Annotated in this window: 24 protein-coding genes and 2 riboswitches; of the genes, 9 read left to right on the forward strand and 15 right to left on the reverse strand. The window is 59.4% G+C overall.

Going from position 1 to position 25,074, the window contains the following annotated elements:
* Positions 1-16: 16 nt before the first annotated feature.
* The 6 genes from WA845_RS21985 to WA845_RS22010 all read right to left on the reverse strand — a co-directional run bounded on the left by WA845_RS21985 (position 17) and on the right by WA845_RS22010 (position 6,083).
* Positions 17-613 (reverse strand): DUF2585 domain-containing protein, encoded by a 597-nt coding sequence (locus WA845_RS21985; RefSeq protein ID WP_112553158.1) that lies wholly within the window; start codon positions 611-613, stop codon positions 17-19.
* Complete coding sequence (locus tag WA845_RS21990) at positions 610-1,260, reverse strand: septation protein A (protein WP_112553156.1); 651 nt, start codon at positions 1,258-1,260, stop codon at positions 610-612. The genes WA845_RS21985 and WA845_RS21990 overlap by 4 nt, the downstream gene beginning before the upstream one ends.
* 2 nt (positions 1,261-1,262) lie before the next feature.
* Positions 1,263-2,699 carry a signal recognition particle-docking protein FtsY gene (ftsY, locus tag WA845_RS21995; protein WP_112553154.1) on the reverse strand — a complete coding sequence of 479 codons (1,437 nt, stop codon included), beginning with the start codon at positions 2,697-2,699 and terminating at the stop codon, positions 1,263-1,265.
* A 32-nt stretch (positions 2,700-2,731) separates the two neighbouring features.
* Positions 2,732-4,006, reverse strand: a complete 1,275-nt coding sequence (mtaB, locus tag WA845_RS22000; RefSeq protein WP_112553152.1) for a tRNA (N(6)-L-threonylcarbamoyladenosine(37)-C(2))-methylthiotransferase MtaB — start codon at positions 4,004-4,006, stop codon at positions 2,732-2,734.
* A complete protein-coding gene (gene dapF / locus WA845_RS22005; protein WP_006698267.1) occupies positions 4,003-4,902 on the reverse strand; it encodes a diaminopimelate epimerase in 900 nt (299 codons plus the stop codon). Before dapF ends, mtaB begins: the two co-directional genes overlap by 4 nt.
* A 110-nt stretch (positions 4,903-5,012) precedes the next feature.
* Positions 5,013-6,083: an MBL fold metallo-hydrolase gene (locus tag WA845_RS22010; RefSeq protein ID WP_112553150.1), complete on the reverse strand. Its 1,071-nt coding sequence runs from the start codon at positions 6,081-6,083 to the stop codon at positions 5,013-5,015.
* A gap of 325 nt (positions 6,084-6,408) precedes the next feature.
* Between WA845_RS22010 and ffh the strand changes: the two genes are divergently transcribed.
* The 5 genes from ffh (at position 6,409) to trmD (ending at position 10,109) form a co-directional block, all read left to right on the forward strand.
* On the forward strand, positions 6,409-7,980 hold the full coding sequence (gene ffh, locus WA845_RS22015; protein WP_004443941.1) for a signal recognition particle protein: 1,572 nt from the start codon (positions 6,409-6,411) through the stop codon (positions 7,978-7,980).
* Positions 7,981-7,991: 11 nt separating this feature from the next.
* Complete coding sequence (locus tag WA845_RS22020) at positions 7,992-8,309, forward strand: chorismate mutase (RefSeq protein WP_003505091.1); 318 nt, start codon at positions 7,992-7,994, stop codon at positions 8,307-8,309.
* Between the two features lie 33 nt (positions 8,310-8,342).
* Positions 8,343-8,720 (forward strand): 30S ribosomal protein S16, encoded by a 378-nt coding sequence (gene rpsP / locus WA845_RS22025; RefSeq protein ID WP_004443943.1) that lies wholly within the window; start codon positions 8,343-8,345, stop codon positions 8,718-8,720.
* A gap of 120 nt (positions 8,721-8,840) precedes the next feature.
* Complete coding sequence (gene rimM / locus WA845_RS22030) at positions 8,841-9,407, forward strand: ribosome maturation factor RimM (protein ID WP_006698269.1); 567 nt, start codon at positions 8,841-8,843, stop codon at positions 9,405-9,407.
* A 3-nt stretch (positions 9,408-9,410) separates the two neighbouring features.
* Positions 9,411-10,109 carry a tRNA (guanosine(37)-N1)-methyltransferase TrmD gene (trmD, locus tag WA845_RS22035; protein WP_035207958.1) on the forward strand — a complete coding sequence of 233 codons (699 nt, stop codon included), beginning with the start codon at positions 9,411-9,413 and terminating at the stop codon, positions 10,107-10,109.
* On the opposite strand, the gene WA845_RS22040 is transcribed toward trmD, so the two are convergent.
* Positions 10,091-10,837 carry a TSUP family transporter gene (locus tag WA845_RS22040; protein WP_112553148.1) on the reverse strand — a complete coding sequence of 249 codons (747 nt, stop codon included), beginning with the start codon at positions 10,835-10,837 and terminating at the stop codon, positions 10,091-10,093. The two genes, trmD and WA845_RS22040, sit on opposite strands and share 19 nt — an antisense overlap.
* Positions 10,838-11,102: 265 nt before the next feature.
* Here WA845_RS22040 and rplS point away from each other — a divergent pair, with 265 nt between their 5' ends.
* From rplS to WA845_RS22055, 3 genes are all read left to right on the forward strand, one after another.
* Positions 11,103-11,642: a 50S ribosomal protein L19 gene (rplS, locus tag WA845_RS22045; protein ID WP_003505101.1), complete on the forward strand. Its 540-nt coding sequence runs from the start codon at positions 11,103-11,105 to the stop codon at positions 11,640-11,642.
* A gap of 124 nt (positions 11,643-11,766) precedes the next feature.
* Positions 11,767-12,564, forward strand: a complete 798-nt coding sequence (locus tag WA845_RS22050) for a transporter substrate-binding domain-containing protein (RefSeq protein ID WP_004443949.1) — start codon at positions 11,767-11,769, stop codon at positions 12,562-12,564.
* Complete coding sequence (locus WA845_RS22055; RefSeq protein ID WP_112553146.1) at positions 12,561-13,394, forward strand: ABC transporter permease subunit; 834 nt, start codon at positions 12,561-12,563, stop codon at positions 13,392-13,394. Before WA845_RS22050 ends, WA845_RS22055 begins: the two co-directional genes overlap by 4 nt.
* Before the next feature lie 47 nt (positions 13,395-13,441).
* On the opposite strand, the gene WA845_RS22060 is transcribed toward WA845_RS22055, so the two are convergent.
* Positions 13,442-14,719, reverse strand: a complete 1,278-nt coding sequence (locus WA845_RS22060) for an MFS transporter (RefSeq protein ID WP_022556971.1) — start codon at positions 14,717-14,719, stop codon at positions 13,442-13,444.
* A 413-nt stretch (positions 14,720-15,132) separates the two neighbouring features.
* Between WA845_RS22060 and leuC the strand changes: the two genes are divergently transcribed.
* Positions 15,133-16,542: a 3-isopropylmalate dehydratase large subunit gene (leuC, locus tag WA845_RS22065; protein WP_045533396.1), complete on the forward strand. Its 1,410-nt coding sequence runs from the start codon at positions 15,133-15,135 to the stop codon at positions 16,540-16,542.
* A gap of 51 nt (positions 16,543-16,593) precedes the next feature.
* On the opposite strand, the gene WA845_RS22070 is transcribed toward leuC, so the two are convergent.
* The 7 genes from WA845_RS22070 to WA845_RS22100 form a co-directional block, all read right to left on the reverse strand.
* Entirely contained in the window at positions 16,594-18,108 is a 1,515-nt protein-coding gene (locus WA845_RS22070; RefSeq protein WP_034500057.1) for a M48 family metalloprotease, read from the reverse strand.
* Between the two features lie 254 nt (positions 18,109-18,362).
* Positions 18,363-19,079, reverse strand: coding sequence for an ATP-binding cassette domain-containing protein (locus tag WA845_RS22075; RefSeq protein ID WP_112553144.1), 717 nt, complete (start codon positions 19,077-19,079; stop codon positions 18,363-18,365).
* The gene (thiP, locus tag WA845_RS22080; protein WP_112553142.1) at positions 19,076-20,716 is read right to left on the reverse strand and encodes a thiamine/thiamine pyrophosphate ABC transporter permease ThiP; all 1,641 of its coding nucleotides are present in this window, start codon (positions 20,714-20,716) and stop codon (positions 19,076-19,078) included. The genes WA845_RS22075 and thiP overlap by 4 nt, the downstream gene beginning before the upstream one ends.
* Before the next feature lie 19 nt (positions 20,717-20,735).
* Positions 20,736-21,749, reverse strand: a complete 1,014-nt coding sequence (gene thiB, locus WA845_RS22085) for a thiamine ABC transporter substrate binding subunit (RefSeq protein ID WP_112553140.1) — start codon at positions 21,747-21,749, stop codon at positions 20,736-20,738.
* Between the two features lie 37 nt (positions 21,750-21,786).
* Positions 21,787-21,897: riboswitch (TPP riboswitch) on the reverse strand.
* Between the two features lie 45 nt (positions 21,898-21,942).
* Complete coding sequence (locus WA845_RS22090) at positions 21,943-22,335, reverse strand: VOC family protein (protein ID WP_035207966.1); 393 nt, start codon at positions 22,333-22,335, stop codon at positions 21,943-21,945.
* 87 nt (positions 22,336-22,422) lie between these two features.
* On the reverse strand, positions 22,423-24,249 hold the full coding sequence (locus tag WA845_RS22095; protein WP_004443966.1) for an ABC-F family ATP-binding cassette domain-containing protein: 1,827 nt from the start codon (positions 24,247-24,249) through the stop codon (positions 22,423-22,425).
* 4 nt (positions 24,250-24,253) lie between these two features.
* Complete coding sequence (locus WA845_RS22100) at positions 24,254-24,907, reverse strand: thiamine diphosphokinase (protein WP_112553138.1); 654 nt, start codon at positions 24,905-24,907, stop codon at positions 24,254-24,256.
* An 89-nt stretch (positions 24,908-24,996) separates the two neighbouring features.
* Positions 24,997-25,073, forward strand: a riboswitch (SAM riboswitch).
* The last annotated feature ends 1 nt before the right edge of the window (position 25,074 follow it).

Here is a 25,074-nt window from a genome sequence, read left to right on the forward strand (position 1 = left end):
TGTCGACGAACACCGTTCACATTTGCGGGAGCGCGTTCTGCCATTCCTTTATGGCTTCAACAGGCCAGACAAGCATGACGACGTTGAGCGTCAGGTTGTCGCGGATCAGCCAGCCGGTGAATATCTCGAAGAAGATGGCGACCACCACCGTTAGCCACACCGGCGCACGGGCGGCGAAGAAGAAACCCAACGCCATGAAAACCGTGTCCATCGCCGAGTTCAGGATACTGTCGCCCGTGTACCCCAGCGCCATCGTCGCGGTTCGGTAGCGATCGATGATGATGGGCGAGTTTTCAAGAATTTCCCACGCGGCCTCTACCAGCACCGCAAGGGAAAGCCGCATGGAAAGCGGCTTGTTGCGGAACAGCAGCCACGCAAACCAGTAGAACAGGAAGCCGTGGATAATATGTGATGGGGTGTACCAGTCAGCGATGTGCTGGGAGTTGCCCGGTGTATTCACGCCAGGCTCGAACAGCTTCACGTAACCGCATTCACAAATCGGAATGCGGCCCATGGCGTAGAGAATGATGATCTGCAGGAGAAGCAGCCCGGCGGCCACGCCGAACCATTTAAGCGAACGCGAACGGGAAGCCGGCATCTCCGCAACTGTCATTTTTCGTCCTTGCCAAGCGGCTCGACAGAATGGCGCATCACAAGCGGCATCTGCGCCATGGTGAAGATGATGGTGATCGGCATCGTGCCCCAGACCTTGAAGGCCACCCAGGCGTCTGTGGAGAACATGCGCCAGACAACTTCGTTCAGCACCGCCAGAAAGAGGAAAAAGATACCCCAGCGCAGCGTCAGCTTGCGCCAGCCCTCATCCGTAAGCTTGAAGGCGGAATTGAAGACGTAACCGAGCAGCGAATGCCCGAAGAACAGGCCGCCCAGCAGAATGACGCCAAACAGCGTGTTGACGATGGTCGGCTTCATCTTGATGAAAGTGTCGTTCTGCAACCACAACGTCAGAGCGCCGAACACGAAGACCACGATGCCTGAAATCAGCGGCATGATCGGCAGCTTGCGCGTCAGCACCCAGGAAACGGAGAGCGCAATCGCCGTCGCGATCATGAACAGGCCGGTGGCGATGAAGATCGGGCCACCGAACTCTGTTAGAACCGGAAAAGTGGTGGCAAGCCATTCGCCGCGGGAATTGGCGAAAAAGAAAACGACGAGCGGGCCAAGCTCAAGCACGAATTTCAGGAGCGGGCTGATTTCCGCCACCATCTTTTCGCTTTCCTTGGAATTGCTTTCAATATCCATACTCAAACTCCCGCAATGGCTTTGGCGAAATCTTCCGCCTCGAAGGGCTCCAGATCGTCAACACCTTCACCCACGCCGATGAAATAGACCGGCAGCTTGTGTTTTGCAGCGATGGCGACGAGGATACCGCCCCGCGCCGTGCCATCCAATTTTGTCATAATCAGGCCCGAAACGCCCGCAACATTGCGGAATATTTCCACCTGGTTCATGGCGTTCTGGCCCGTTGTCGCATCCAGTGTCTGTAGCACGGTGTGCGGCGCATCCGGATCGAGCTTGCCGAGCACGCGCACGATCTTTTCCAGCTCCGCCATCAGTTCCGTCTTGTTCTGCAAACGGCCAGCGGTATCGATGATGAGCACATCGCTTTTCTGCGCCCGAGCCTGCTCATAGGCATCGTAAGCCAGACCCGAGGCATCTGCCCCAAGCTTGGTGCCGATGAAGTCCGAGCCGGTGCGGTCGGCCCAGATCTTCAACTGCTCGATCGCCGCTGCGCGGAAAGTATCGCCGGCCGCCAGCATCACCTTGAGGCCCGAGCCAGAAAGCTTGGCGGCGAGCTTGCCGATGGTCGTCGTCTTGCCCGTACCGTTGACGCCGACCACGAGAATGACATGCGGCTTGTGCGAGAGATCGAGTTCCAAAGGTCTGGCAACAGGCTTTAGCACCTTGGTGATTTCACCAGCCATGATGCGCGCCACATCTTCACCGCTCACATCCTTACCGTAGCGTTCGGATGACAACGCGCCGGTGATGCGCATGGCGGTCTCGACACCAAGATCGGACTGGATGAGAAGATCTTCCAGTTCGTCGAGCGTGTCCTCATCCAGCTTGCGTTTGGTGAAGAGCGCCGAAATCTGTGTGGTTAGCTGCGAAGACGTGCGGGCAAGCCCGTTTCGCAGGCGCTGGAACCACGTCAGTTTCACCTCAGCTACGGCAGGCGCAGGCTCCTGCCGTTCACTGGCGGACGAAAAGCCCTTTGGCAGAGCTGGTGGAACCGCAATGGGTTCAGGCGCTGTCGCGGCTTCCGCCTCGTCAAGCAGCGCATCCATCGCATCGGCATCAAGCACGACGTCGGCAGCCTCCGGAATCGGCTCGACCTGCTCCTCGGCAGCGGCTTCCGCCTGTAGCAGTGACAGTGGCACCAGGCCCATATCGCCGGAAAGCTCGGCACCGGGGAGAAGCGGCGCGTCCTCGTCTTCATTCTCGCCGGAGGAGGCTAGATCTTCCGCCTCGTCGGGGGCCGGGCCGCCGGCCGTCTCCATCTCCAGTTCGGAAACAGGATCCCTGTCGACAGCATCATGCGCTTCGGCGTCGTTCAGCGCCGCTTCGAAAGAGGCGTTTTCATTGCCGCGCTCAAGCGCAGCATCCTCTTGCGGCCGCTCTTCCGTTTCGGCCTTGTCCTTGCCGAACGAAAAGACTTTTTTGATGAAGCCGAGGGCCATGGTTGTTCCCGTGTCTCTTTTCTTGCGCTGCCTCAGGCCGCATCTGCGGCTAGAAGCCTCATATTCAGATGTTTGCCGTTGTGGCCGGTAATCGCAACCCGCGCAAGAGTGCGTGGGGCAAGATCGGGCGCCGCCACCAGCGTGAAATTGTCCGTATGGGCAAAACCGTTGTTTTCGACGAGGAGAGTCTGCACCGATCCGACCATGTTTTGCAGATGCGCCACTTTGAGAACTTCGCCGCGATCACGCAGCCTCGCTGCCCGCTCCTTCACAAGCGCGCGGTCGAGCTGCGGCATGCGTGCGGCTGGCGTGCCGGCACGCGGGCTGTAGGGAAAGACATGCAGGCTGGAAATCCCGCATTCTTCCGCAAGCGTCGCGGCATTTTCGAACATCTCCTCCGTCTCGGTCGGGAACCCGGCGATCATATCCGCGCCGAAAGCGATATCTGGCCTGAGCGCCCGCACCTCCTGACAGAAGCGGATAGCATCGGCACGTGAATGGCGGCGTTTCATGCGTTTCAGGATCATGTCGTCGCCATGCTGGAGGGACAGGTGCAGATGCGGCATGAAACGCGGCTCACCGGCAATCAGATCCATCAGATGGTGGTCGGCCTCGATACTGTCGATGGAAGAAAGGCGCAGGCGCAGAATGTCCGGTATCTGCTTCAGCAATGTCTTGGCGAGGTAACCGAGGGAAGGCTCACCCGGTAGGTCGGCGCCGTAACTGGTCGCATCCACGCCGGTCAGCACGATCTCGCAGTAGCCGCTCTCCGTCAGCCGGCGGGCCTGATCCACCACCGCACCCATCGGCACGGAGCGCGAATTGCCGCGCCCGTAGGGAATAATGCAGAAGGTGCAGCGATGATCACAGCCGTTCTGCACCTGGATGAAGGCGCGCACATGCCCGTCTATGTGCTTCACCATCTGCGGCGCGGTCGCCTTGATGCTCATGATATCGTTGACGCGCAGTTTTTCTTCCGCCGAAACGCCGAAATCCGGCAGCGCGCGATAGGAGGCGCTTTTCAGCTTTTCCTCATTGCCCAGCACCGCATCCACCTCGGGCATGTCGGCAAAGGTCTGCTTCTCGGTCTGGGCGGCACAGCCCGTCACGATGATGCGCGCATGTGGGTTGTCGCGCCGGGCGCGGCGGATCGCCTGACGAGCCTGTCGCACCGCTTCCCCGGTCACCGCGCAGGTATTGACCAGCACGGCATTGTTAAGCCCGGCCTTTTCGGCCTCCGCCCGCATCACTTCCGATTCATAGGTGTTGAGACGACAGCCGAAGGTTATGACCTCGACCCCGCTCATACAGCCCCCCGCTCGACAGCATCCCGCGCCCACAAGCCGGTAATGGGATCGACGGAGCCCGACCATTCCCATTCGGCCGGGCCGGTCATGATGACGTGGTTATCTTCACGCCAGTCGATGGTCAGCGGCACGCGGATCGGGCTTGAGGCGACATCGATGCTGACCTTGCGGCCGGTGCGGCCGGTGCGGGCAGCGGAAACAGCTGAAGCACAGGCGGCCGAACCGCAGGCAAGCGTTAGCCCGGCGCCGCGCTCCCAGGTGCGGGTGCGAAGCGCGCTGTCTGAAATCACCTGCGCCAGCGTGATATTGGCCTTTTCCGGAAACACCGGATGGTTTTCGAGCAACGGGCCGAAGCGTTCGAGATCGAACTCCATCGGATCACGATCAACCCAGAATACGGCGTGCGGGTTGCCCATCGACATCACAGCGGGCGAATGCAGGATCGGCGCGTCGATCGGCCCGATCTGCAACTCGATGCGGCTGGTATCGTGGAATTCTTCCGAAAGCGGAATGTCGCTCCAGCGGAAACGCGGGAGCCCCATATCGACCGATATCATGCCGTCTTCATGCTCGACGGCATTCAGAATACCCGCCACTGTCTGGAAGGTGAAGCTGGTCTTGCCGGTTTCGGACGACAGGGCCTGCACCACGCAACGCGTGCCGTTGCCGCAGGCCTGCGCCTTGGTGCCATCGCAGTTGAGGATGTCAATATAGGCATCCGTTCCTGCGATACGCGGATCGTGGATGGCCATGATCTGGTCGAACTGGGTGGCAGGATCGGCATTGAGGGCAATTGCTGCCTCTGGCGTGACCATATCCTTTCGGCCGCGCATATCGACAACCAGGATCTTGTTGCCAAGCCCGTTCATCTTCGCAAATTCGACCGTGTTCGCCATCGCTTTAAACCTGAAAACCGCTTTTCATACGGGATTTTCCCGTGCTTTCGCCCTATATGGCGGAAACACCGGCAAATTACCAGACTGTTGCGTCGCAAACGGGGCGGCTGTCAGGCGGAAGGCACGTCGAAAACCTCTCCGGGGCGCATCGGCCGGAAACGGCTCTCCTCCACCCCGTGTTCGGTCAACGCAACCTTGAGGGCTGCGAGCGGCGCATCGACCGCCTCATCGGTCAGCTGCACCGTACCCCAATGGTGGCCGCAGACATGCGCCGCACCGCAAAGCTTCATGCCTTCCACGGCTTCCGCCGGGTTCTGGTGTTGGCCCTTCATGAACCAGCGCGGCTCATAGGCGCCGAAGGGCAGGTTGGCGAGGCGGAACTCACCATGCTTCTTGCGCGCGGCGTGATAGTTGAGGCCCTCGTGGAAGCCGGTATCGCCAATATGGTAGATTTTCCCACCCGGCGTTTCGATGACGAACGCCGCCCAGAGTGCCATGCGCCGGTCGTTCAGACCACGCGCCGACCAATGATGGCACGGCTCGAAGTGAATTTTCACCGCACCGGCATCAATCAGATCCCCCCAGTCGCCCACCTCGATGCGCGCCGCCTGAACGCCGGTACGGATGATGGCATCATTGCCGAGCGGCGTGATGAAAAGCGGCTTGTGCGCCACATGCAGGCGCTTCAGCGTCTCCAGATCCAGATGATCGTAGTGATTATGCGTTACCAGCACGAGATCGATGGGCGGCAGATCCTCAAAACGGATACCGGGCGGGTTGACGCGCTTGGGCCCGGCGAAGCTGAAGGGGCTGGTGCGCTCAGACCACACGGGATCGACGAGAATATTCAGGCCCGCTGTTTGGATAAGAAAGGAAGCATGGCCGATGAAGGTGACACGCATGTCTTTACCCTCGACCCGGCTGTCCGGTTTCGCAAACGGAAACGGGCTCGCATAGCTTTCCGGCCACTTGGCGCGTTCACCGTTGAAGCGCCATTTCAGCAGACCCATGAAGTTGCTGGGCGGCGTACCACCGGGATTGAAAAAGCGTATCCCGTCGAAATGATCGGAGATAGGGCCGCTATAATAAGCGCCGGCGCTTGAACGACGGGCATAAAGGCCGCCGCCCGCCAGAGCGAGCAGGCCAACAGCGGAAAAACGGAAAAATTTTCGACGGTTCATGACAAATGTATAGGGAGCAGAATGGCGCCGTTCAAGCACCGCCTCTGGCGGCCGACGACCGATCACGCAAAGATGAAATGCAGGCTTTGTCGGGCGGAAACCAACGCTGCCTTGACTTTTCCGGCACTTTCCTGTTTATCCCGCCCATCAGCTGGCAGTTTCACGACTCCAAGCCGCCGACCGGGACCCGAAAAGGTATAAAGAGATCCCGGAGGTCAACACCCGACAGCGCGATGCGCCCTCGGGTGCTTTTTGGCTTTGCGTCTTGTTTTTGCCAGCGAAAGCACCGACGTTTCGGAAACCCGGAACGAAGAAGGAAGAAACGATGTTTGAAAACCTCCAGGACCGCCTTGGTTCCATTCTGAATGGACTGACCGGCCGTGGCGCGCTGACGGAAGCCGATGTTGCCGCCGCCCTGCGCGAGGTTCGCCGTGCGCTGCTGGAAGCGGATGTGGCCTTGGAAGTCGTACGTTCCTTCACCGACAGAGTGCGTGAAAAGGCCGTCGGCGCGGCCGTTCTGAAATCCATCAAGCCCGGCCAGATGGTCGTCAAGATCGTCCATGACGAGCTTGTCGAAATGCTCGGCACCGAAGGCGTCTCGATCGACCTTCATGCGGCCGCCCCCGTCGTCATCATGATGGTAGGTCTGCAGGGCTCGGGTAAAACCACAACCACCGGCAAGATCGCCAAGCGCCTGACCGACCGCGACAAGAAGAAGGTGCTGATGGCATCTCTCGACACGCGTCGTCCGGCCGCACAGGAGCAGCTTCGCCAGCTCGGCGTCCAGACCGGCGTCGACACGCTGCCGATCATTGCCGGCCAGTCGCCGACGGATATTGCCGCACGTGCCGTGCAGGCCGCAAAGCTCGGCGGGCATGACGTCGTCATTCTCGATACCGCCGGCCGCACACACATCGACGAACCCTTGATGCTGGAAATGGCCGACATCAAGAAGAAGTCCAACCCGCATGAAATCCTGCTGGTCGCGGATTCTCTGACCGGTCAGGACGCCGTCAATCTGGCGCGAAATTTCGATGAGCGTGTCGGTATCACCGGCCTTGTTCTCACCCGCATGGACGGCGACGGCCGCGGCGGTGCGGCCCTCTCCATGCGCGCCGTCACCGGCAAGCCGATCAAGCTGATCGGTATCGGCGAGCGCATGAACGAACTCGACGAGTTCCACCCGCGCCGTATCGCCGATCGTATTCTCGGCATGGGCGACATCGTCTCGCTGGTCGAAAAGGCCGCCGAAAACATCGATGCGGAAAAAGCCCGCGCCATGGCCGAGAAGATGGCCAAGGGCAAGTTCGACCTCAACGATCTGGCCGACCAGCTTGCCCAGATGAAAAAGATGGGCGGCATGGGCGGCATCATGGGGCTGATGCCCGGCATGGCCGGTATGAAGGACAAGATGGCTTCAGCCGGCATGAACGACAAGATGTTCGATCGCCAGATTGCCATCATCTCCTCCATGACCAAGGCGGAGCGCGCCAATCCGGATATTCTGAAACACAGCCGCAAGAAGCGCATCGCTGCCGGTTCCGGCACCGATGCCGCCGAAATCAACAAGCTTCTGAAGATGCATCGCGGCATGGCCGACATGATGAAAGCCATGGGCGGCAAGGGCAAAGGCGGCATCATGAAGCAGATGATGGGCGGCCTTGCCGGCAAGATGGGTCTCGGTGGCATGATGGGCGGCGGCATGCCTGATTTGTCCAACATCGATCCGAAGCAGCTTGAAGCGCTCCAGAAGCAGGCGGAAGCCGCCGGCCTCGGCAAGCCGGGTGGAATGCCCGGCCTTGGCGGTCTGCCGGGCGGATTGCCGGGCCTCGGAGGCACAAAGCTGCCGGGTCTTGGCGGCATGCCGGGCCTTCCCGGCTTTCCGAAAAAGAAGTGAGGGGGACGCCAATGAACAATACAGAGGTGAAAGCCCAGCTTTCCGAATACCGCCAGTCGATCGACAACATCGATGCCGCACTGGTTCACATTCTTGCCGAACGTTTCCGCTGTACCAAGGCGGTGGGCGTGCTGAAGGCAAAATACAATTTGCCGCCGGCAGACCCGGCGCGCGAGGAATACCAGATCGAACGCCTTCGCCACCTGGCAAAGGACGCCAATCTGGACCCGGATTTCGCCGAGAAGTTCCTGAACTTCATCATCAAGGAAGTCATCCGGCATCATGAAGCAATCGCCGCCGAACATGGCGGCACAGAAAAGACCGCCTGAAAGGCGGACAAGCCATCCTAAGGAGTAAATGACATGGCACTGAAAATTCGTCTCGCACGCGGTGGTTCCAAGAAGCGCCCGTATTACCAGATCGTTGTTGCTGACGCCCGTTCGCCCCGCGACGGCCGCTTCCTCGAGAAGGTCGGTTCCTGGAACCCGATGCTTGCCAAGGACAACCCGCAGCGCGTTGAGCTGAAGGCTGACCTCATCAAGGAATGGATCGCCAAGGGCGCACAGCCGACCGACCGCGTTCTGCGCTTCCTCGCAGAAGCCGGCCTTGCCGAGCGCGCCGCTCGCAGCAACCCGGAAAAGGCAAAGCCGGGCAAGCGCGCTCTGGAACGCGTTGCTGAAAAGAAGCAGAAGGCTGAAGATGCAGCCGCTGCCGCTGCGGAAGCCTCTGCTGCAGAATAATCTGCACGGAAACTTTTGAGGAACGGGTGGCGTGGATTTCCACGCCGCCCGTTTTTTGTTTATTTTGGCGTCAACAAACCTTAAAGCTGACGCAACCAATACCAGAAGACGGACGGCCCGATGGCAAAGCTGGAAAACCCGATACTCATGGCAAAAATCGGTGGCGCGCAGGGTCTGCGTGGCGAAGTCCGTGTCAGCACATATACTGATGACCCGCTGGCGCTCGGCGATTACGGCAATCTGGTCAGCGCCGATGGCCGCATTTTTGAAATTCTGGAAATTCGCGAGGGCAAGAACGTTGTCATTGTGCGCTTCAGGGGCGTCAACGACCGCAATGCGGCCGAAAGCCTGAATGGGCTCGAACTCTTCATCGAACGCGACAATCTGCCCGACGACGAGCTTGATGACGACGAATTCTATTATGCCGATCTCGAAGGGCTGGAGGCAGTTGATGCCGAAGGCAAGAGTTATGGCGCCGTCAGTGCGGTCTATGATTTCGGCGCGGGTGATCTGCTGGAGCTGAAGGGTGCGGGCCGTCGCCCGGCCCTCATTCCCTTTTCAGAGGCGGCGGTGCTGGAGATCGACCTCGAAGCCGGACGCATTCTTATCGATCCGATGGCCGCCGGCCTGATCGACAATCCCGACGACAAGGACGAAACCGGCGTACCGCCGTTCGGCAAGAAGTAACCGATGACCTTCAAGGCTACCGTGCTGACGCTTTACCCGGAAATGTTCCCGGGACATCTCGGATATTCGCTGGCCGGCAAGGCGCTGGAGCGGGGACAATGGTCGCTGGACGCCGTGCAGATCCGCGAATTCGCCACCGACAGGCACAGAAGCGTCGATGACACGCCCGCAGGCGGCGGCGCTGGCATGGTGCTGAAACCCGATGTCCTGGCCGCGGCCATCGACCACGTTTCCAATGGTGACACGCGCCCGCGCCTGCTGATGAGCCCGCGCGGCAAGCCTTTGTCCCAGAACCGTGTGCGCGAACTTGCGGCGGGTGACGGCGCAATCATCGTCTGCGGCCGTTTTGAAGGCGTCGACCAGCGGGTCATCGAGGCGCGCGCGCTGGAGGAGGTGTCGATCGGCGATTACATCCTCTCCGGCGGTGAGCCGGCGGCGCTGACGCTGCTGGACGCCGTCGTCCGCATCCTGCCGGGCGTCATGGGCAATGACCTTTCCGGCGTGCATGAAAGCTTCGAGGGCGGGCTGCTGGAACATCCTCATTATACCCGCCCGCAGGTCTGGGAAGGCCGCGATATCCCCGCCGTTCTCACCTCCGGCAATCACGCCGTCATCGACAAATGGCGTCATGAACAGGCGCTGAAGCTGACGAAGGAAAGGCGGCCCGACCTTCTTGAGAAGCCTCAGGTCGAGACGAAATAATAAGCCGTCAGCACCAGCCCGACCGCAATCACCAGCCAGCGAATGACCCACTGCGGCACCCGCCGCGCCGTGTGCACGCCCGCATAGCCGCCAAGCGCTGCCGCGGGAAACATGATGAGCGCCGCCCACCAGGAGACAACACCGCCGCTGACGAAGATCGTAATCGCGATGACCGCGATCACCACCGACAGCAGGTTCTTCAAAGCGTTCAGATGATGATAGCTTCCGCCCGAGGTTATTCCGAGGATGGCAAGCATCATGATGCCCATTCCTGCGCCGAAAAAGCCGCCATAGATGGAGGCAAGCCCCTGGAAGACGAGGCTCGGCAGATTGCCGGGAGAGCGCTCGGTGCTTGCCTTCGGCCTGAGCCACGGGCCGGCGGCAAAAACGGCGGTGGCGGCGAGAAGCAGCCATGGAACCAGCTGACGAAAGGAGGGGTTGTCGAGCGACAGAAGCAGGACCGATCCACCCAGCCCACCGACGACGGAAACAGCCGACAGAAGGATCGCCTCGCGCCAATGGGCGCGTATCTCCGGCCCATAGGCGATGACGGACGTGACGTAGCCCGGAAACTGCACGATCGCCGACGTGGCGTTTGCGACAATCGGCGGCAGGCCGGCCAGCGTCATCGCACCGAAGGTCAGGAATGTGCCGCCGCCGGCAATCGCATTGACGACACCTGACAGAAAGCCGGTTGCAAACAGCATGAGAACGATGAATATGGACATGGCCCCTCCCAAGGTTTTCATGCCATATCCGGCCGAAAGCCGCTTCGCAACTGTCAGAGCGCGGCGAAGAATTGATAAAAATTGTCATGAAGGGATGACAAACGGTGCATCCTCGTGTATGTGCCCGCGTGGAATTGGGGTTTACCCCTTTAACCGCAAGCAAAGAATGGCGAACCCGCTCCTGCCGCAAGGCATGGCCTGAAGGCATCGACCGACAGGCAACCGTTGAGCGCTCTGGCTGTTTCAGAAGAAATCAGAGGTTAACATGACCAATATCATTCAGCAGCTGGAAGCCGAACAGGCTGCCAAGATCGAAGCAAAGCGCACCCTGCCTGAGTTTTCTCCGGGCGACACGCTGCGCGTCAACGTGCGCGTTACCGAAGGTAACCGTACCCGCGTTCAGGCTTATGAAGGCGTTTGCATCGCCCGTTCCGGCGGCGGCCTTTCCGAAAGCTTCACCGTTCGCAAGATCTCCTACGGCGAAGGCGTAGAGCGCGTATTCCCGATCTACTCGCCGCTGGTCGAAGGCGTTGAAATCGTTCGCCGCGGTAAGGTTCGTCGTGCGAAGCTCTACTATCTGCGCGACCGTCGCGGCAAGGCTGCCCGTATCGTTGAAAACACCGGTACGCGCGCCCGTAAGCTGAACGAGTCCGAGCGCCAGGCAGCTGCCGAAGAAAAGGCACGTCTGGAAGCTGAAAAGGTAGCAGCAGCACAGGCTCTCGCCGCCGAAAAGGCAGCAGCCGAAGCTGCTGAAGCCAAGGCAGCAGAAGAAGCAGCAAAGGCTGCAGAAACCGCAGCAGAATAAGATTTCCAGTTTACTGGATTTACGGAAAAGGCGGTCTTGGGACCGCCTTTTTTTGTTGCGCTCACATGTCTTGCTCTCGCTCCGGCAAGCGTGCAATTTGAGAAAAATCGCTCCGGAGCCTTTCATGATCGCCAGACGCCCGTTTCTCGCCGCCCTCGCCGTATTGGCCATGACGCCTGCACTCGCCGGCGCCGTCGATCTGCCGGATCTTGAGGGACGCACCGTCGTCGTGGTCACGGAAAATGCCTATCCGCCGCTGCAATTCGTCGACCCGAAAAGCGGAAAAGCCATCGGATGGGAATATGATGCGATGGAAGAGATCGCCAGACGGCTGAATTTCAAGGTCGAATATCAGAATATTTCCTGGGACGCGATGATCCAGTCAGTTTCTGCGGGGCAATACGACATCGGGATGACCGGAATCAGCATCAAGGACGACCGCAGGGAAAAAGTGGATTTCTCCGTCCCTTATATGCGTTCGGAAATGTTCATGCTGGTGCGGGCAGATGAAAACCGCTTTACCGACGCAAAGAGTTTCGCCGCCTTCGATAAAGGTCTCGTTGGCGCACAGGCCGGCACCACGCCCTTCTACACCGCCGTTTACGATGTTCTGGATGGCAACGAGCAAAATCCGCGCCTTCGTCTGATGGAAACCTTCGGCGCCAGCGTTCAGGCGTTGAAAACAGGCGATGTCGACCTCGTGCTCACCGATGGCGTTGCCGGCAAGGGTTATGTCGATGCGTCAAACGGCACGCTCAAACTGATCGGTGGTCCGCTTGGCGGCGATGACTTCGGTTTCATCTTCAAAAAAGGTTCCGATCTCGTTGCCCCTGTCAATGCCGCGATCGCGGCGCTGAAGGCGGACGGCACCTTCGCCGCACTCGATAAGAAGTGGTTCCTCGACTACAAGCTTGGCGAATGACGCTGCACGACGCCACAACAAAGCGGAACACGCAGAACAGCACGAGCGAGGATTTTCCCTGGTGGCTGCTCGCGATCCTCGTGATCGGCATTGCCCTTGCCGCGATGATCGCTGTCAATGGCATTTACACGCAGGTGTTCAGCACCGTGGCAAAAGGTGTCGGCATCACGGTTTCCGTCACGTTCACGGCCTTTATGCTGGCAACATTGCTCGGCCTTTGCATCGCCCTCGTCGGAATGGCTGATAATATCGTGGCACGGCAAGTGGCACGGTTTTACATCGAAGTGGTTCGCGGCATACCGATCATCGTTCTGCTTTTCTACATCGCTTTTGTGGGAACGCCAGGCCTGGTGGCGCTCTATAACGGGCTGACTGCTCCGCTTGTCTCACAGGGATGGGTGGAGCCTTTGCTTGTGCGGGACGTATCATTGATCTGGCGGGCGATCATCGCACTGACCATCGGTTATGCGGCTTTCATTGCAGAGATATTCCGCGCCGGCATACAGGCCGTTCCGGAGGGGCAGATCGAGGCAGCAAAGGCCCTCGGTTTCAGCCGCTATCAGCGCTTCAGGCTGATCACTCTGCCACAGGCGACCCGGACGATCTTTCCGCCGCTTTCGAACGATTTCGTGTCGATGGTGAAGGACAGCTCACTTGTTTCGGTGCTCGGCGTCACCGACATCACCCAAATGGGAAAAGTCTATGCCGCCGGTTCTTTCCGGTTTTTCGAGACCTATTCGATCGTCGCCTATATCTACCTGATCTTGACCATAGGCCTATCACTGATATTGCGGCGGATTGAAAAGGCGATGCGCTCGAAACAAGGATGAGGGAAAGGGGACAGCCGGAAGCAATCCGGCCATCCCTCTCTTTTGGTTCAGGCGGTTTGAGCCTGATTGCCCATCTTGCGGGTGGCGATGATGACTAGCACACCGGCAAGCGCGAGGCAGAAGGCAAGGAAGAACATCGGCGCAATGGTGCTGCCGGTCTGATCCTTGATCCAGGGCACGACGTTTTGCGCCACGAAGCCACCGAGATTGCCGACCGAATTGATGGCGGCGATACCCGCAGCAGCGCCCGCTCCCTTGAGGAAGCGGCCGGGCAGGCTCCAGAACACCGGCTGGCCTGCAAAGATACCTGCAGCGGCGATGCAGAGGAAAGCGAACTGCAACACCGGGTCGCTCAGCAATGCCGACATCAGCAGGCAAAACGCACCGATAAAGGCAGGACCAACGATATAGGGCGTCTTGTTCTTTGCCTTATCGGCCGCCAGAGGCACGACGAACAAGGCAACGGCAACGATCACCCAGGGGATGATGTTGATGAAACCGTTCGCGGTGTTGGAAACGCCAAAGCTCTTCACGATGGTTGGAAGCCAGTAGCTGAGACCATAGGCGGCCAGCGGAAATCCAACATAGCAGAGCGACATGAACAGAACCCGCGGATTGATCAGGGCTTTGAAGCCATCTTCCGCATGCTCTTCCATGCCCTTGTTCTCTTCGGCAAGCCGGTTCTTCAGCCAGTCCTTCTCGTCCTGCGACAGAAACTTGGCCTTTTCGGGCGTATCATCCAGATAGAAGAAGGTGGCTATGCCAGCGATCACAGCCGGAATACCAGTGGCAAGGAATACCCATTCCCACCCGGCATAACCGAGGAAACCGTCGAGATCGAGCAACATGCCGCCGAGCGGCGCGCCGATGGCATTGGCGAGCGCGCTGAAGATCATGAACAGGCCGATCATGCGGCCGCGATAATCGCGCGGGAACCAGAGCGTCATCAGGAACAGCACACCCGGGAAGAAGCCCGCCTCGCAAAGCCCGAGCAGGAAGCGCAGGATGTAAAACATCGTGGCGTTCTGCGTATAAGCAAGCGCAATTGTGACGGCCCCCCAGGAAACCAGAATGCGGGCAAACCATTTGCTGGCGCCGAAGCGGTTGAGGAACAGGTTGCTCGGCACTTCGAAGATGAAGTAGCCGATGAAGAACAGCGACGCGCCAAGACCATAGGCGTATTCGCTGAGGCTCAACGCATCGACCATCTGCAGCTTGGCATAGCTGACATTCTGTCGGTCGATATAGGCGATGAGATAGAGAAGGCCAAGAAACGGCATGAGCCGCCAGGTGATCTTCGAGATAAGGGCCTTTTCGGATACCATATGCTTTCCTCCCTTCGATTTCTCGTCGAATGCAAATGATAAGGGAACCCATCTATATGTGCGCTGCAAAATAGGCAAGTTGCGTTGCATCATAACAATTGCAAAGCGTTGCTGGGCAGGCCGTCTCGCCGTGATGCAGTGCATAGTGCTGGCACGATCCTGTCCTTCAGCCTGTCTCCTGCGCATTCATGTTGCCGTAAAACCATCGATCTGCTATGAAAGTTGCCATGGGATCTAAATTCGGATGTCTCGCTCAGAATGTGTATGTGCTGCAGGACCACAAGCGTCTGCCGGCACGCTTCTTTGCGCGCGTTTCCGGGGCGCTCACCAGCCGACTTAGGCTCGCCTGACAGCACCGCTGTCCACCGCCTTACTGAACCCTATTATCCTTTTCCATGACAAGGCACAGAGCCATGAGCGCACCCCGCACTTTGTATGACAAGATCTGGGACGACCACGTCGTCAATCGCGACCCGGATGGAACCTGTCTTCTCTATATCGACCGTCACCTCGTTCATGAGGTGACGAGCCCCCAGGCCTTCGAAGGTCTGCGCATCGCCGGCCGTCCGGTGCATTCGCCGGCCCGCACGCTCGCTGTGGTCGATCATAACGTGCCGACCACCGCCGACCGGCTGGAAGGCATCAAGAACGAAGAAAGCCGCATTCAGGTGGAAGCGCTGGCTCAGAATGCCAGGGACTTCGGCGTTGAATATTATTCCGAACGCGACAAGCGCCAGGGCATCGTTCACATCGTCGGTCCCGAACAGGGTTTCACCCTGCCGGGTATGACGATCGTCTGCGGCGACAGCCACACCTCCACCCACGGCGCATTCGGCGCACTGGCGCATGGCATCGGCACCTCCGAAGTTGAGCATGTTCTGGCCACACAGACGCTGATCCAGAAGAAAGCCAAGAACATGCTGGTGCGTGTCGATGGCAAAATCCCCGAGGGCGTTACCGCCAAGGACATCATCCTCGCCATTATCGGCGAGATAGGCACCGCCGGTGGCACCGGCCATGTCATCGAATTTGCTGGTGAGGCGATCCGTTCGCTCTCCATGGAAGGTCGCATGACGGTCTGCAACATGACCATCGAGGGCGGCGCCCGCGCCGGCCTGATTGCGCCTGACGAAACGACCTTCGAATACATCAAGGACAAGCCGCGTGCGCCGAAGGGCGAAACGCTGGAACAGGCGATCGCCTACTGGAAGACTCTGAAATCCGACGAGGGCGCCCATTACGACAAGGTCGTCATCCTCGATGCGGCCAATCTTCCGCCTATCGTCTCCTGGGGCTCTTCTCCGGAAGATGTAACCTCTGTTCAAGGCATTGTTCCCAATCCCGACGACATCGAGGAAGAAAACAAGCGCGCCTCCAAGTGGCGTGCGCTTGACTACATGGGCCTGAAGCCCGGCACGCGCATCACCGATATCGCCATCGACCGTGTCTTCATCGGCTCCTGCACCAATGGCCGCATCGAGGATTTGCGCGCGGCGGCGAAGATCGTTGACGGCCGTAAAGTCGCTCCCACCGTTTCGGCCATGATCGTGCCCGGCTCCGGTCTCGTGAAGGAACAGGCGGAAAAGGAAGGTCTGGACAGGATTTTCCTCGAAGCCGGTTTCGAATGGCGCGAGCCAGGCTGCTCCATGTGCCTTGCCATGAATGACGACCGCCTGAAACCCGGCGAACGCTGCGCGTCCACCTCGAACCGCAATTTCGAAGGCCGTCAGGGCTATAAGAGCCGTACCCACCTCGTCTCCCCCGCCATGGCGGCGGCGGCAGCCATTGCGGGTCATTTTGTTGACGTTCGTGAGTGGCAGTGATTGCCGGGTGAAGGTCTGAACATAAAACCCCGGGGTGATCCGGGGTTTTTGTTATTCAGAGATGATCTTTACCCTTTGCCCGGGCTGAATCGTGGCCGTGGCGCCCATCGCGTTGATCATGCGGAACATGTCAAGCTTCCGCTCCGTTCCCATCATCCGCGCCGCCATCGTGGCCACGGTTTCACCCGGCTTCACCGTCACCACCCGCACTCTTAGCGGCTTCAGGGAGGCGATCTCCTGCGGCGTCATCTTGCGGAAGCTGGTGCGCAAGGTATTGGCGATGGAATCGAGTTGCGTATTGCCCTTCGGCACCGCGGTCAGGAACCGGAATATCTGCTGGCCGACGCGGATGACCGTGACGTCGAAATCCCATTTATCCGCGCTTGCCCGGGCTGTCGCGGCCTCCAGTCCGTTGATCTGCGTTTCCTTTACCGTTTCAGGCAGCAGGCCGGCGACCCAGCCGCTCGTCAGGTAATTGGCAAGGCTCGTCTGTTTCGGATCGGCGACGCCGTCGAAACGGATTGCGACCTCGCCCGGCCCTGTCGCCAGCACAGCCTCAACCTTGTTGTCGATCACGAAACCTTCCGGCACGTCGAAACGAATGCCGAGCGTTCCATGCAGGAATGTCTGGCCGCGGACATAACCTTCCTGCGGGCTATCGCCGTAAAGCAGCCCGTCTATACCATCGAGAAACCAGTCTCGGCCACGATCTCCGACCTGGCCTTCCTGGCCGAAGGCACGGGCATGCCGGCGCGCAAGCTCGATGCGCTGTGGTGTATTGGGGTGACTCGAAAGGAAGTCGAGGCTCTGGTCGTTTTCCGGATCGGCCGAAGAGAACCGCGCATAGGCCGCCATGGAATCAAGAAAGCGCGGCGATGCGTAAGGATCGTAACCCGCCTCGCCAAGCATGCGTACCCCGATCACATCCGCCTGCAACTCCTGCTGGCGCGAAAAAGCTGCAAGCCGCAGCTTGCCACGGGCCAGCGCCTGCTTGCCGGCGAGATCGCTGGACAGGACCTCTGCAACCACGCGGCTCGCAATCACTTCCGCTTCTTCGCGGCGCTGACGTTCGATCCCGTGGTTGGCGGTGACGTGGCCCATTTCGTGCGACAGCACGGCCGCCACTTCCGAGGCGTCATTGGCGAGCGCCAGAAGCCCGCGCGTCACGTAAAGATACCCGCCGGGCAAAGCGAAAGCGTTGATGGCGGGCGAATTGAGAATGGTGATGCGGTAGGATTGCTGCGGATTTTCGGAGACGGCCGTCAGCGCTCCGGCAATCCGTGCGACAAGCCGCTCCGTCTTGGCATCACGATATTCGCCGCCATAGCTTGCCACGATGCGTGGATGTTCGCGTGCGCCCATCTGCGCGCGCGGATCGTTCTTCTGAACCTCTTCCACCGTCTGCGGATTGTCCGAGGGACGCAATGTGGACTGGTAGGCCGGGCTGAAAAGAGATTGGCACGATGACAGCAACACGGCAGAAGCGGTCAGCGCGGACCACGCCGCAGCGAGCCGGCCGGAACGGCGAAGGCCTGAACCGGAGAAGAGCCTCCGCTGTGCAGTCATGCTATTTTTCATTCTCTATGCCTGCCCCTTAACGTTCCTGATCATCCGTTAATTGCAGACCAGAATAACAGATTCGCCCCAACGGGCGATGAATGCCGAGACGGTAAAATCGATCCATCAAATCCGGAATATTCCTGAAGAACGCAATAATTCTCATCTTTTCTCGGGCAACAACTTGAAACTGGCAAGTGCAAATTAGCGCCATTGAAGTCATCTAAAGCGATTGCCAGCGGCGCGCGTCGAAAATAAGGCGGTCACCCGTTCAGGAAACTGTCCACGGCCTTCACATTTTGTGTGGCAAAGAAATCCGCTGTCGCTCCGGCAAAAACGACACGGCCACGATCAAGAAAAACCACCCGCCGCGCTAATCTTTTTATGTCTTCCGGGTGATGGCTCACAATAATCACCGCATTATTTGTTTCTTGATGCAAGTCAAGCAACAGAGAACTCATGCCCGCCCGTAGCCCTGGATCAAGTGCGGCGAAAGGTTCATCGAGCAGCATGACGGGCTTCTTCCTGACCAATGCGCGCGCAAGCGCCGCCCTCTGCCTTTCTCCTCCGGAGAGCGTGCCCGGCAAACGCTTGCCGAAACCCGAAAGACCAACGCGCGCAAGCGCAATATTTATCCTTTGCCGGTCTTCCGCGCGTAATCTTAGCGTGGGGCTTATGCCAAGCGCGACATTGGTAAAAACGTCGAGATGGGTAAAAAGATTATTGTCCTGAAAGATCGAAGAGACAGGCCTTTCGGAAGGGTCGAGCGTCGTCACGTCCCGTCCGCCGATCATCACGCGGCCGGAATCCGGCAACTCGAAACCGGCAACGAGGTTAAGCAGTGTCGATTTTCCCGAACCGGATGCACCGACGACAGCGGTGACCTGCCCCTGCGGAAACGCACAGTCGAGGTCGAAATCCTGCATTCCAAGCCGCAGCCTGACCCTGTCAAGCTGCACTGCGAAATCGTCGCCCTTCATGTCATCGCCTCTGCCGCTTTTACCCGCTCTGGTTGTGAATGTCGCGACATGCCGGTTGCAGCAAGCACGAGGCAGACCACACCGAGAAGAAAGGCGTAACCGGCGGCATCGTTGGTCCGGTAGCTGCCCATATTGCTATAGACGAGCCACGGCAAGGTGACGAAATTCTCTGAACCGAACAGGGCAACCGCGCCGAGATCGCCAAGCGACAGGGCCATCGCGAAGGAAAATGCCATGGCCAGCGGCCGCCACAGGACGGGCAGATCGGCGAACCGCAGCCGCGGCAGACCCTGAAGCCCGAGGCTGGCGGAAAGTCGGCCGGTGCGGAGAAAATGGCTGGTGACGGCCGGCTCCAGCACCCGCATGGCAAGCGGCAGGGCCATCAGCATGTTGATGAGCGCCACGAGAACCGGGGCATAAACAGCGACGTCACCGAAAGGCCGCAAGAGAAGGAACCATCCGCTTCCGAGCACGACAGGCGGAACCAGCAGAACCAGAGACGATCCCGCGCCGAGAACGCTGGACAAGAGGTGAAGAGGCCGCGCGGCCCGCCGTTTCGCGCTGACCGCCTGACGTGCGCGGATGATCGCCATGCTGACGATGATCACGAAAATTGCCGAGAACGCGGCAATCCCAAGACTTGTCGTCGCCGCGCGCAGGAAGACCGGTGCTGTGATGAGGCGCGGCAGGTCTGCCTGGACGCCCGAGAAGACAATGGCGACCAGCGGCAGTCCGATCAAAAGCACCGCGGAAACGATGATTAGACCATCCCACAGGCGGGCCGCCGCCCGGCCCGCATCGAAACGGCGCACAGGCCGGCCAAGTGAAGCGATTTCCGCTTCCGGCGACGGCAGGAAGGCCAGAAGGCCGAGCAGGGCCGCGGTGAGGACGATCTGCAGAACCGAGAGCGCGATCGCCCGCTGCGGATCGAAATCGAACCGCAGCGCCTGGTATATTGCGACCTCCAGGGTGGTCGCCGCCGGCCCGCCGCCCAAAAGGAGCACGAGCGTAAAACTGGTGGCGCAAAGCATGAAGATGAGGCCGGCGATACCCGGAGCAAGCCGGGACACGGCCGGCCATTCGACAAAACGGAAAACCGAGATCGGCCCCATGCCGAGGCTCGCCGCCATGCGCCAATATTCGCCCGGAATACGCTCCAGCCCGGCCAGCAATAACCGGACGGAAAGCGGCAGATTGAAAAACACATGAGCAATGAGGATGCCGGAAAGACCGTAAATGCTGAAAGGTTCTTCCGCGCCGGCGAAAACAAGAAGCGTATTCAGGACACCCTGCCTCCCCCAGATGGTAATGATACCGAAGGCGCCGACGATCACCGGCAGCCCCATCGGCACTGCCATCAACCGGATGATCCAGATCCTTCCCGGAAACTCCCGCTGCCGGGAGAGTGCCAAGGCCACGGGAAGACCAAGAATGATGGAAAGAAGGGTGGAGAGCGTCGCCTGATAAACCGTGAAGCGCAGAATACGCAATGTATAAGGGTCCAAAATGCCGGAAGCGGATGCACCCGCATCAAAGGACAGAAGCGCAAACACGGCGAGCGCCATGAACAGGAAAACGGCGGCAAAAGCCGCCGTCCCGAAAATGATTGACCGCCGGTAATCGCGACGCAGCATCATGCGTGGACGGGCCTCTTCTTCAATTCATGCTCATGGCCGTCAGCCATTCGTCTATCCATGCCTTGCGGTTTTTCGCGACCTCTTCCGGCTGCATCAGGAAAGTCTTCTGCGGCACGACGAGTCTGGAAAAGGCCTCCGGCAGGGGGGCGGAGTTTGCCGCAACCGGCATCATCCAGTTGTTTTCGGGAATGGTATCCTGAAAACCGGAGGTGAGGGTGAATGCGAGAAACTGCTTTGCGAGATCCTTGTGCGGCGCGTTTTTGAGAAGGCCTGACACTTCGATCTGGATGTAATGTCCTTCGGAGAAAGCTGCAGCCTGATAACGATCCGTCTTTTCGGCGACCATATGATAGGCGGGCGAAGTCGTGTAGGAAAGCACCATCGGCACCTCCCCCTTGGTGAAGAGCCCGTAGGACTCCGACCAGCCCGGCGTAACGGTAAGGATCCGCTTCCTGAGCTTTGCCCAGGCTTCCGGCGCCTGGTCGCCATAAACCGATTTCACCCACAGAAGCAGCCCCAGTCCCGGCGTCGAGGTGCGCGGGTCCTGAATGGCTATCTTCTGGGCAGGGTCGCCTTCCACGAGTTCTTTGAGGCTCGTTGGTGGGCTTTTCAGCGTCTGGGTGTCATAGACGATAGCAAAATGGCCGTAATCATAGGGAACGAACACATCGTCCTCATAGCCGCCGGGTACCTTGGCCGCTGATGCATCAACGCCGCTGACATCGAAAAGGCCGGTCTGTTTCGCCTCCGCGACCAGATTTGTATCAAGTCCCACGACGACATCCGCCTTGGACCCCGGACCTTCCAATTTCAGCCGGTTGAGAAGCGCCACGCCGTCCGCCACGCCGACAAAATTGACGGTGCAAGCGCACACCTTCTCGAAAGCTTCCTTTATTTTGAGACCCGGACCCCATTCAGAAACGAAGCTCTCATAGGTATAGACCGTCAGTTCCGGTTTTTCCTGCGCAACGGCGAGGCCGGGCAGAAGCATGGAAACGGCAATGATGGAATTTACAAAAAGACGACGGCGCACGAATATCTCCTCAAAACGAGGAGGGAAATAGCCGCCTGCATGAAAGCCGTCTAATCCCTCCGCCGGTATGAACCGGATCAGGTTCTTCGGGTTGGCAAGCCTCTCAGCCTTTTGCGCCCAAGCGCGAAAGACACCCCGTTAGATCAAGATAATGGTGTAGTCCCGCCGACCCATCTTGGCAAGATGGCTGCCATCAACCCTGCTGCGCCATGTGCACCAGTTCCCAGACGTGGCCGTCGGGATCCTGAAAACTGCCTGCATACATGAATCCGTGATCCTGAACGGGTTTCCAGCGGCTGCCGCCTGACGCGAGCGCGGCCTCGATCATACGGTCGATTTCCTCCCTGCTTCCGGCGGAAAGACAGGTCAGTACCTCGGTACTCCGCTTGGCGTCGGCGATGTCGCCGTTGATGAAATCACGAAAACGCTCTTCCTGAAGGAGCATGACGAAGATGTTCTCCTCGACAATCATGCAGAGCGTGCGGTCATCGGAATATTCCGGATTGAAGGTGAAACCCAGTGTCGTGAAGAAGGCTCTCGATGTCTCGATATTCTTGACGGGCAGGTTGACGAAGATCATGCGCATGGTGTTGAACTCCTCCGAACCGGGACAGCAAACGGCATTTCCGCCGTCCTGTCAAAGGCAGATGGCGGTGCGACCGGAAAGATCGGCTCAGCCTTCCAGTTCCTCGCGCAGCATCTCCAGCTCCAGCCACTCCTCTTCCATGGCCTCAAGCTTTTCGCGCAGCTTTTCCATTTCCTGCGCCAGCTTGTTGAAGGCCGCCTGATCCTTGGCGAAGAGTTCCGGGTCGGCCATGCGCTGCTCGCGTTTTGCAATCTCTTCCTGCGCCTTCTCCATCTCCTTGGGGAGATTTTCGAGGGCGAATTTCTGCTTGAACGAAAGCTTGGCCTTGGCCTTTCCAGGCTCCTGCGAAGACGGGGCTGAAGGTGCGGCTTTCGCCTTTTCCTGTCTCTCAGCTTTTCGTTTCTCTTCCGCAGCTCCCTTGCGCTGCGCCATCATATCCGAATAGCCACCGGCATATTCGATCCAGCGTCCGTCCGGTTGATCGGGATTGGCCGGCGCGATGGTGGAAGTGACCGTACGGTCAAGAAAATCACGGTCGTGGCTGACAAGGATGACCGTGCCGGAAAACCCGGCAACGATCTCCTGCAACAGATCGAGCGTTTCGATATCGAGATCGTTTGTCGGTTCGTCGAGAATCAGAAGATTGGTCGGCCGGGCGAGAATACGCGCCAGAATGAGCCTTGCACGCTCGCCGCCGGAAAGGTTGCGGATGGGCGTGCGGGCCTGTTCCGGCTGGAACAGAAAGTCCTTCATATAACCCGTGACATGCTTCACCTCGCCATTGACGAGAAGATTGTCGCCCCGGCCGTCGGTCAAATAATGTGCGAGCGTATCGTTGGGATTGAGCTCCTCGCGCTTCTGGTCAAGCGTTGCGATCTCGAGATTGGTGCCGAGCTTCACCCAGCCGCTGTCTGGTTCAAGCTGGCCGGTGAGCATCTTCAGCAACGTTGTCTTGCCCGCGCCATTCGGTCCAACGAGACCGATGCAATCGCCGCGATGCACCCGCAGTGAGAACGGCGCGACAATCATGCGCTCACCGTAAGCCTTGGTGATAGCCTCCGCCTCGATGACCAGCTTACCGGACTCCCGGCCTTCCGTGACGGTCGCCTGCACCGTCCCCTGCGGCCCCTTGTGGCCACGATATTCCGCGCGCATGGCCTGAAGCTCGCCGACGCGGCGCATGTTGCGCTTGCGCCTTGCGGTCACGCCGTAACGCATCCAGTGTTCTTCGCGCTCGATGGCCTTGCCGAGCTTGTGTTGTTCAAGCTCTTCCTCTTCAAGCACCTTGTCTCGCCATTCCTCGAAATGGGCAAAACCACGATTGAGACGGCGGGACTGGCCGCGATCGAGCCAGACGGTCGAGGTCGAAACCCGTTCGAGAAAACGACGGTCGTGCGAAATCAGCACCAGCGCGCTGCGCGTCTGCTGGAGTTCGCTTTCAAGCCATTCGATTGTCGGCAGATCCAGATGGTTGGTGGGTTCGTCCAGCATCAGAATATCGGGCTCCGGCGCCATGACACGGGCAAGCGCGGCGCGGCGCGCTTCACCACCGGAAAGGTTTGCCGGATTTTCCTGACCCGTAAGCCCGAGATGCTCGAGAAGATAAGTAACCCGATAAGCATCGTCGCCAGGCCCGAGCCCCGCCTCGGCATAGGCCTGAACGGTATCGTAACCGGCAAAATCCGGAGCCTGTTCCAGATAACGGATGGTTGCAGCGGGATGACGGAAAACCTCGCCCGACTGGGCCTCGACAAGGCCCGCTGCGATCTTCATCAGCGTGGACTTGCCGGAACCGTTGCGTCCAACAAGGCAGATGCGGTCGCCCGGCTCCACCTGGAGATTGGCGCCGTCCAGCAGCGGGGTAACGCCGAAGGTCAGCTTGATGTCATCGAGTTTCAAAATAGGGGGTGCCAAGGCGTCAGGCTCCGGTCAGATCATAAGGGCGGGCGAGCACGATGGCTTTTCCGCTTTTAAGCGAAAAATGCACAGGGCCGCCATTCGCGACATTGGAAATAGTGCGGGAGGAACCGAAAGCAAGCGCGAAATCCTCCAGCGGGTAACGCACATTGCCGATATCCAGCCCCTCCAGGGCTGTGAAGCCGGCCACCGAGAAAAGCGAGCCTGCGGGTAGATCGACATCAAGCGAGCCCGGGAGCAGCGGCCGGGCTTCTTCCTCGCCGGAGGTGAGCGAAACATCGAGACCACGTTCCGCAAGCGCGACGGCGTAAAGGAAGTGCTGGAGGGCATGGTCGCTTCGTGCACCCCCGAGCGCGCCGACAAGCACCAGCGTACCGGCGCCGCGAGCGAGCGCCTCCGAGACCGCTATCTCACCATCGGTCACCGCCTTTGCGGCCGGGTAAGGCTGCCGCGTCACACCGGGCCAGGCATCCAGCAACTCTTTGCTGGCGGAATCGAAATCCCCGACCCACAACTCCGGTGTGAGGCCAAGCGGCCGGGCGTGGCGCATGCCGCCATCAGCCGCGATCACGCGGCTACCCGCGACCGCGTCCCTGAGACGATCAGTAACCGAAACATCGCCGCCGAGCAGAATGGTGAAGTGCGCTTTATCCATGCCCTGCCTTATCGCACCTCGGCCGAAAATGGAAAGCCGAAAGCCTCCGAAAACCGTCCATATTGATTTTCGTCGGCTTCGGGATTATGAAACGCCTTAGTGGTGATTTGCCGACCGGCTTGCAGCCACTTTAAAGAAGTCGCTAAAGGGTCGAGGAAAAAGGCAAT

It is taken from the genome of Agrobacterium sp. CMT1 (genome assembly GCF_037203725.1).
GTDB classification, from domain to species: Bacteria; Pseudomonadota; Alphaproteobacteria; order Rhizobiales; family Rhizobiaceae; genus Agrobacterium; species Agrobacterium pusense.

Bases quoted from the DNA above. Each gene is read 5' to 3' on its own strand.
- trmD (WP_035207958.1), top strand. From the start codon at position 9,411: ATGACCTTCAAGGCTACCGTGCTGACGCTTTACCCGGAAATGTTCCCG.
- leuC (WP_045533396.1), top strand. From the start codon at position 15,133: ATGAGCGCACCCCGCACTTTGTATGACAAGATCTGGGACGACCACGTC.
- ftsY (WP_112553154.1), bottom strand. From the start codon at position 2,699: ATGGCCCTCGGCTTCATCAAAAAAGTCTTTTCGTTCGGCAAGGACAAG.
- WA845_RS21985 (WP_112553158.1), bottom strand. From the start codon at position 613: ATGACAGTTGCGGAGATGCCGGCTTCCCGTTCGCGTTCGCTTAAATGG.
- WA845_RS22040 (WP_112553148.1), bottom strand. From the start codon at position 10,837: ATGTCCATATTCATCGTTCTCATGCTGTTTGCAACCGGCTTTCTGTCA.
- WA845_RS22010 (WP_112553150.1), bottom strand. From the start codon at position 6,083: ATGAACCGTCGAAAATTTTTCCGTTTTTCCGCTGTTGGCCTGCTCGCT.
- WA845_RS22070 (WP_034500057.1), bottom strand. From the start codon at position 18,108: ATGACTGCACAGCGGAGGCTCTTCTCCGGTTCAGGCCTTCGCCGTTCC.
- WA845_RS22100 (WP_112553138.1), bottom strand. From the start codon at position 24,907: ATGGATAAAGCGCACTTCACCATTCTGCTCGGCGGCGATGTTTCGGTT.
- rimM (WP_006698269.1), top strand. From the start codon at position 8,841: ATGGCAAAGCTGGAAAACCCGATACTCATGGCAAAAATCGGTGGCGCG.
- WA845_RS22050 (WP_004443949.1), top strand. From the start codon at position 11,767: ATGATCGCCAGACGCCCGTTTCTCGCCGCCCTCGCCGTATTGGCCATG.
- WA845_RS22060 (WP_022556971.1), bottom strand. From the start codon at position 14,719: ATGGTATCCGAAAAGGCCCTTATCTCGAAGATCACCTGGCGGCTCATG.
- dapF (WP_006698267.1), bottom strand. From the start codon at position 4,902: ATGGCGAACACGGTCGAATTTGCGAAGATGAACGGGCTTGGCAACAAG.
- WA845_RS21990 (WP_112553156.1), bottom strand. From the start codon at position 1,260: ATGGATATTGAAAGCAATTCCAAGGAAAGCGAAAAGATGGTGGCGGAA.
- ffh (WP_004443941.1), top strand. From the start codon at position 6,409: ATGTTTGAAAACCTCCAGGACCGCCTTGGTTCCATTCTGAATGGACTG.
- WA845_RS22075 (WP_112553144.1), bottom strand. From the start codon at position 19,079: ATGAAGGGCGACGATTTCGCAGTGCAGCTTGACAGGGTCAGGCTGCGG.
- thiP (WP_112553142.1), bottom strand. From the start codon at position 20,716: ATGATGCTGCGTCGCGATTACCGGCGGTCAATCATTTTCGGGACGGCG.
- WA845_RS22055 (WP_112553146.1), top strand. From the start codon at position 12,561: ATGACGCTGCACGACGCCACAACAAAGCGGAACACGCAGAACAGCACG.
- WA845_RS22090 (WP_035207966.1), bottom strand. From the start codon at position 22,335: ATGCGCATGATCTTCGTCAACCTGCCCGTCAAGAATATCGAGACATCG.
- rplS (WP_003505101.1), top strand. From the start codon at position 11,103: ATGACCAATATCATTCAGCAGCTGGAAGCCGAACAGGCTGCCAAGATC.
- WA845_RS22020 (WP_003505091.1), top strand. From the start codon at position 7,992: ATGAACAATACAGAGGTGAAAGCCCAGCTTTCCGAATACCGCCAGTCG.
- rpsP (WP_004443943.1), top strand. From the start codon at position 8,343: ATGGCACTGAAAATTCGTCTCGCACGCGGTGGTTCCAAGAAGCGCCCG.
- mtaB (WP_112553152.1), bottom strand. From the start codon at position 4,006: ATGAGCGGGGTCGAGGTCATAACCTTCGGCTGTCGTCTCAACACCTAT.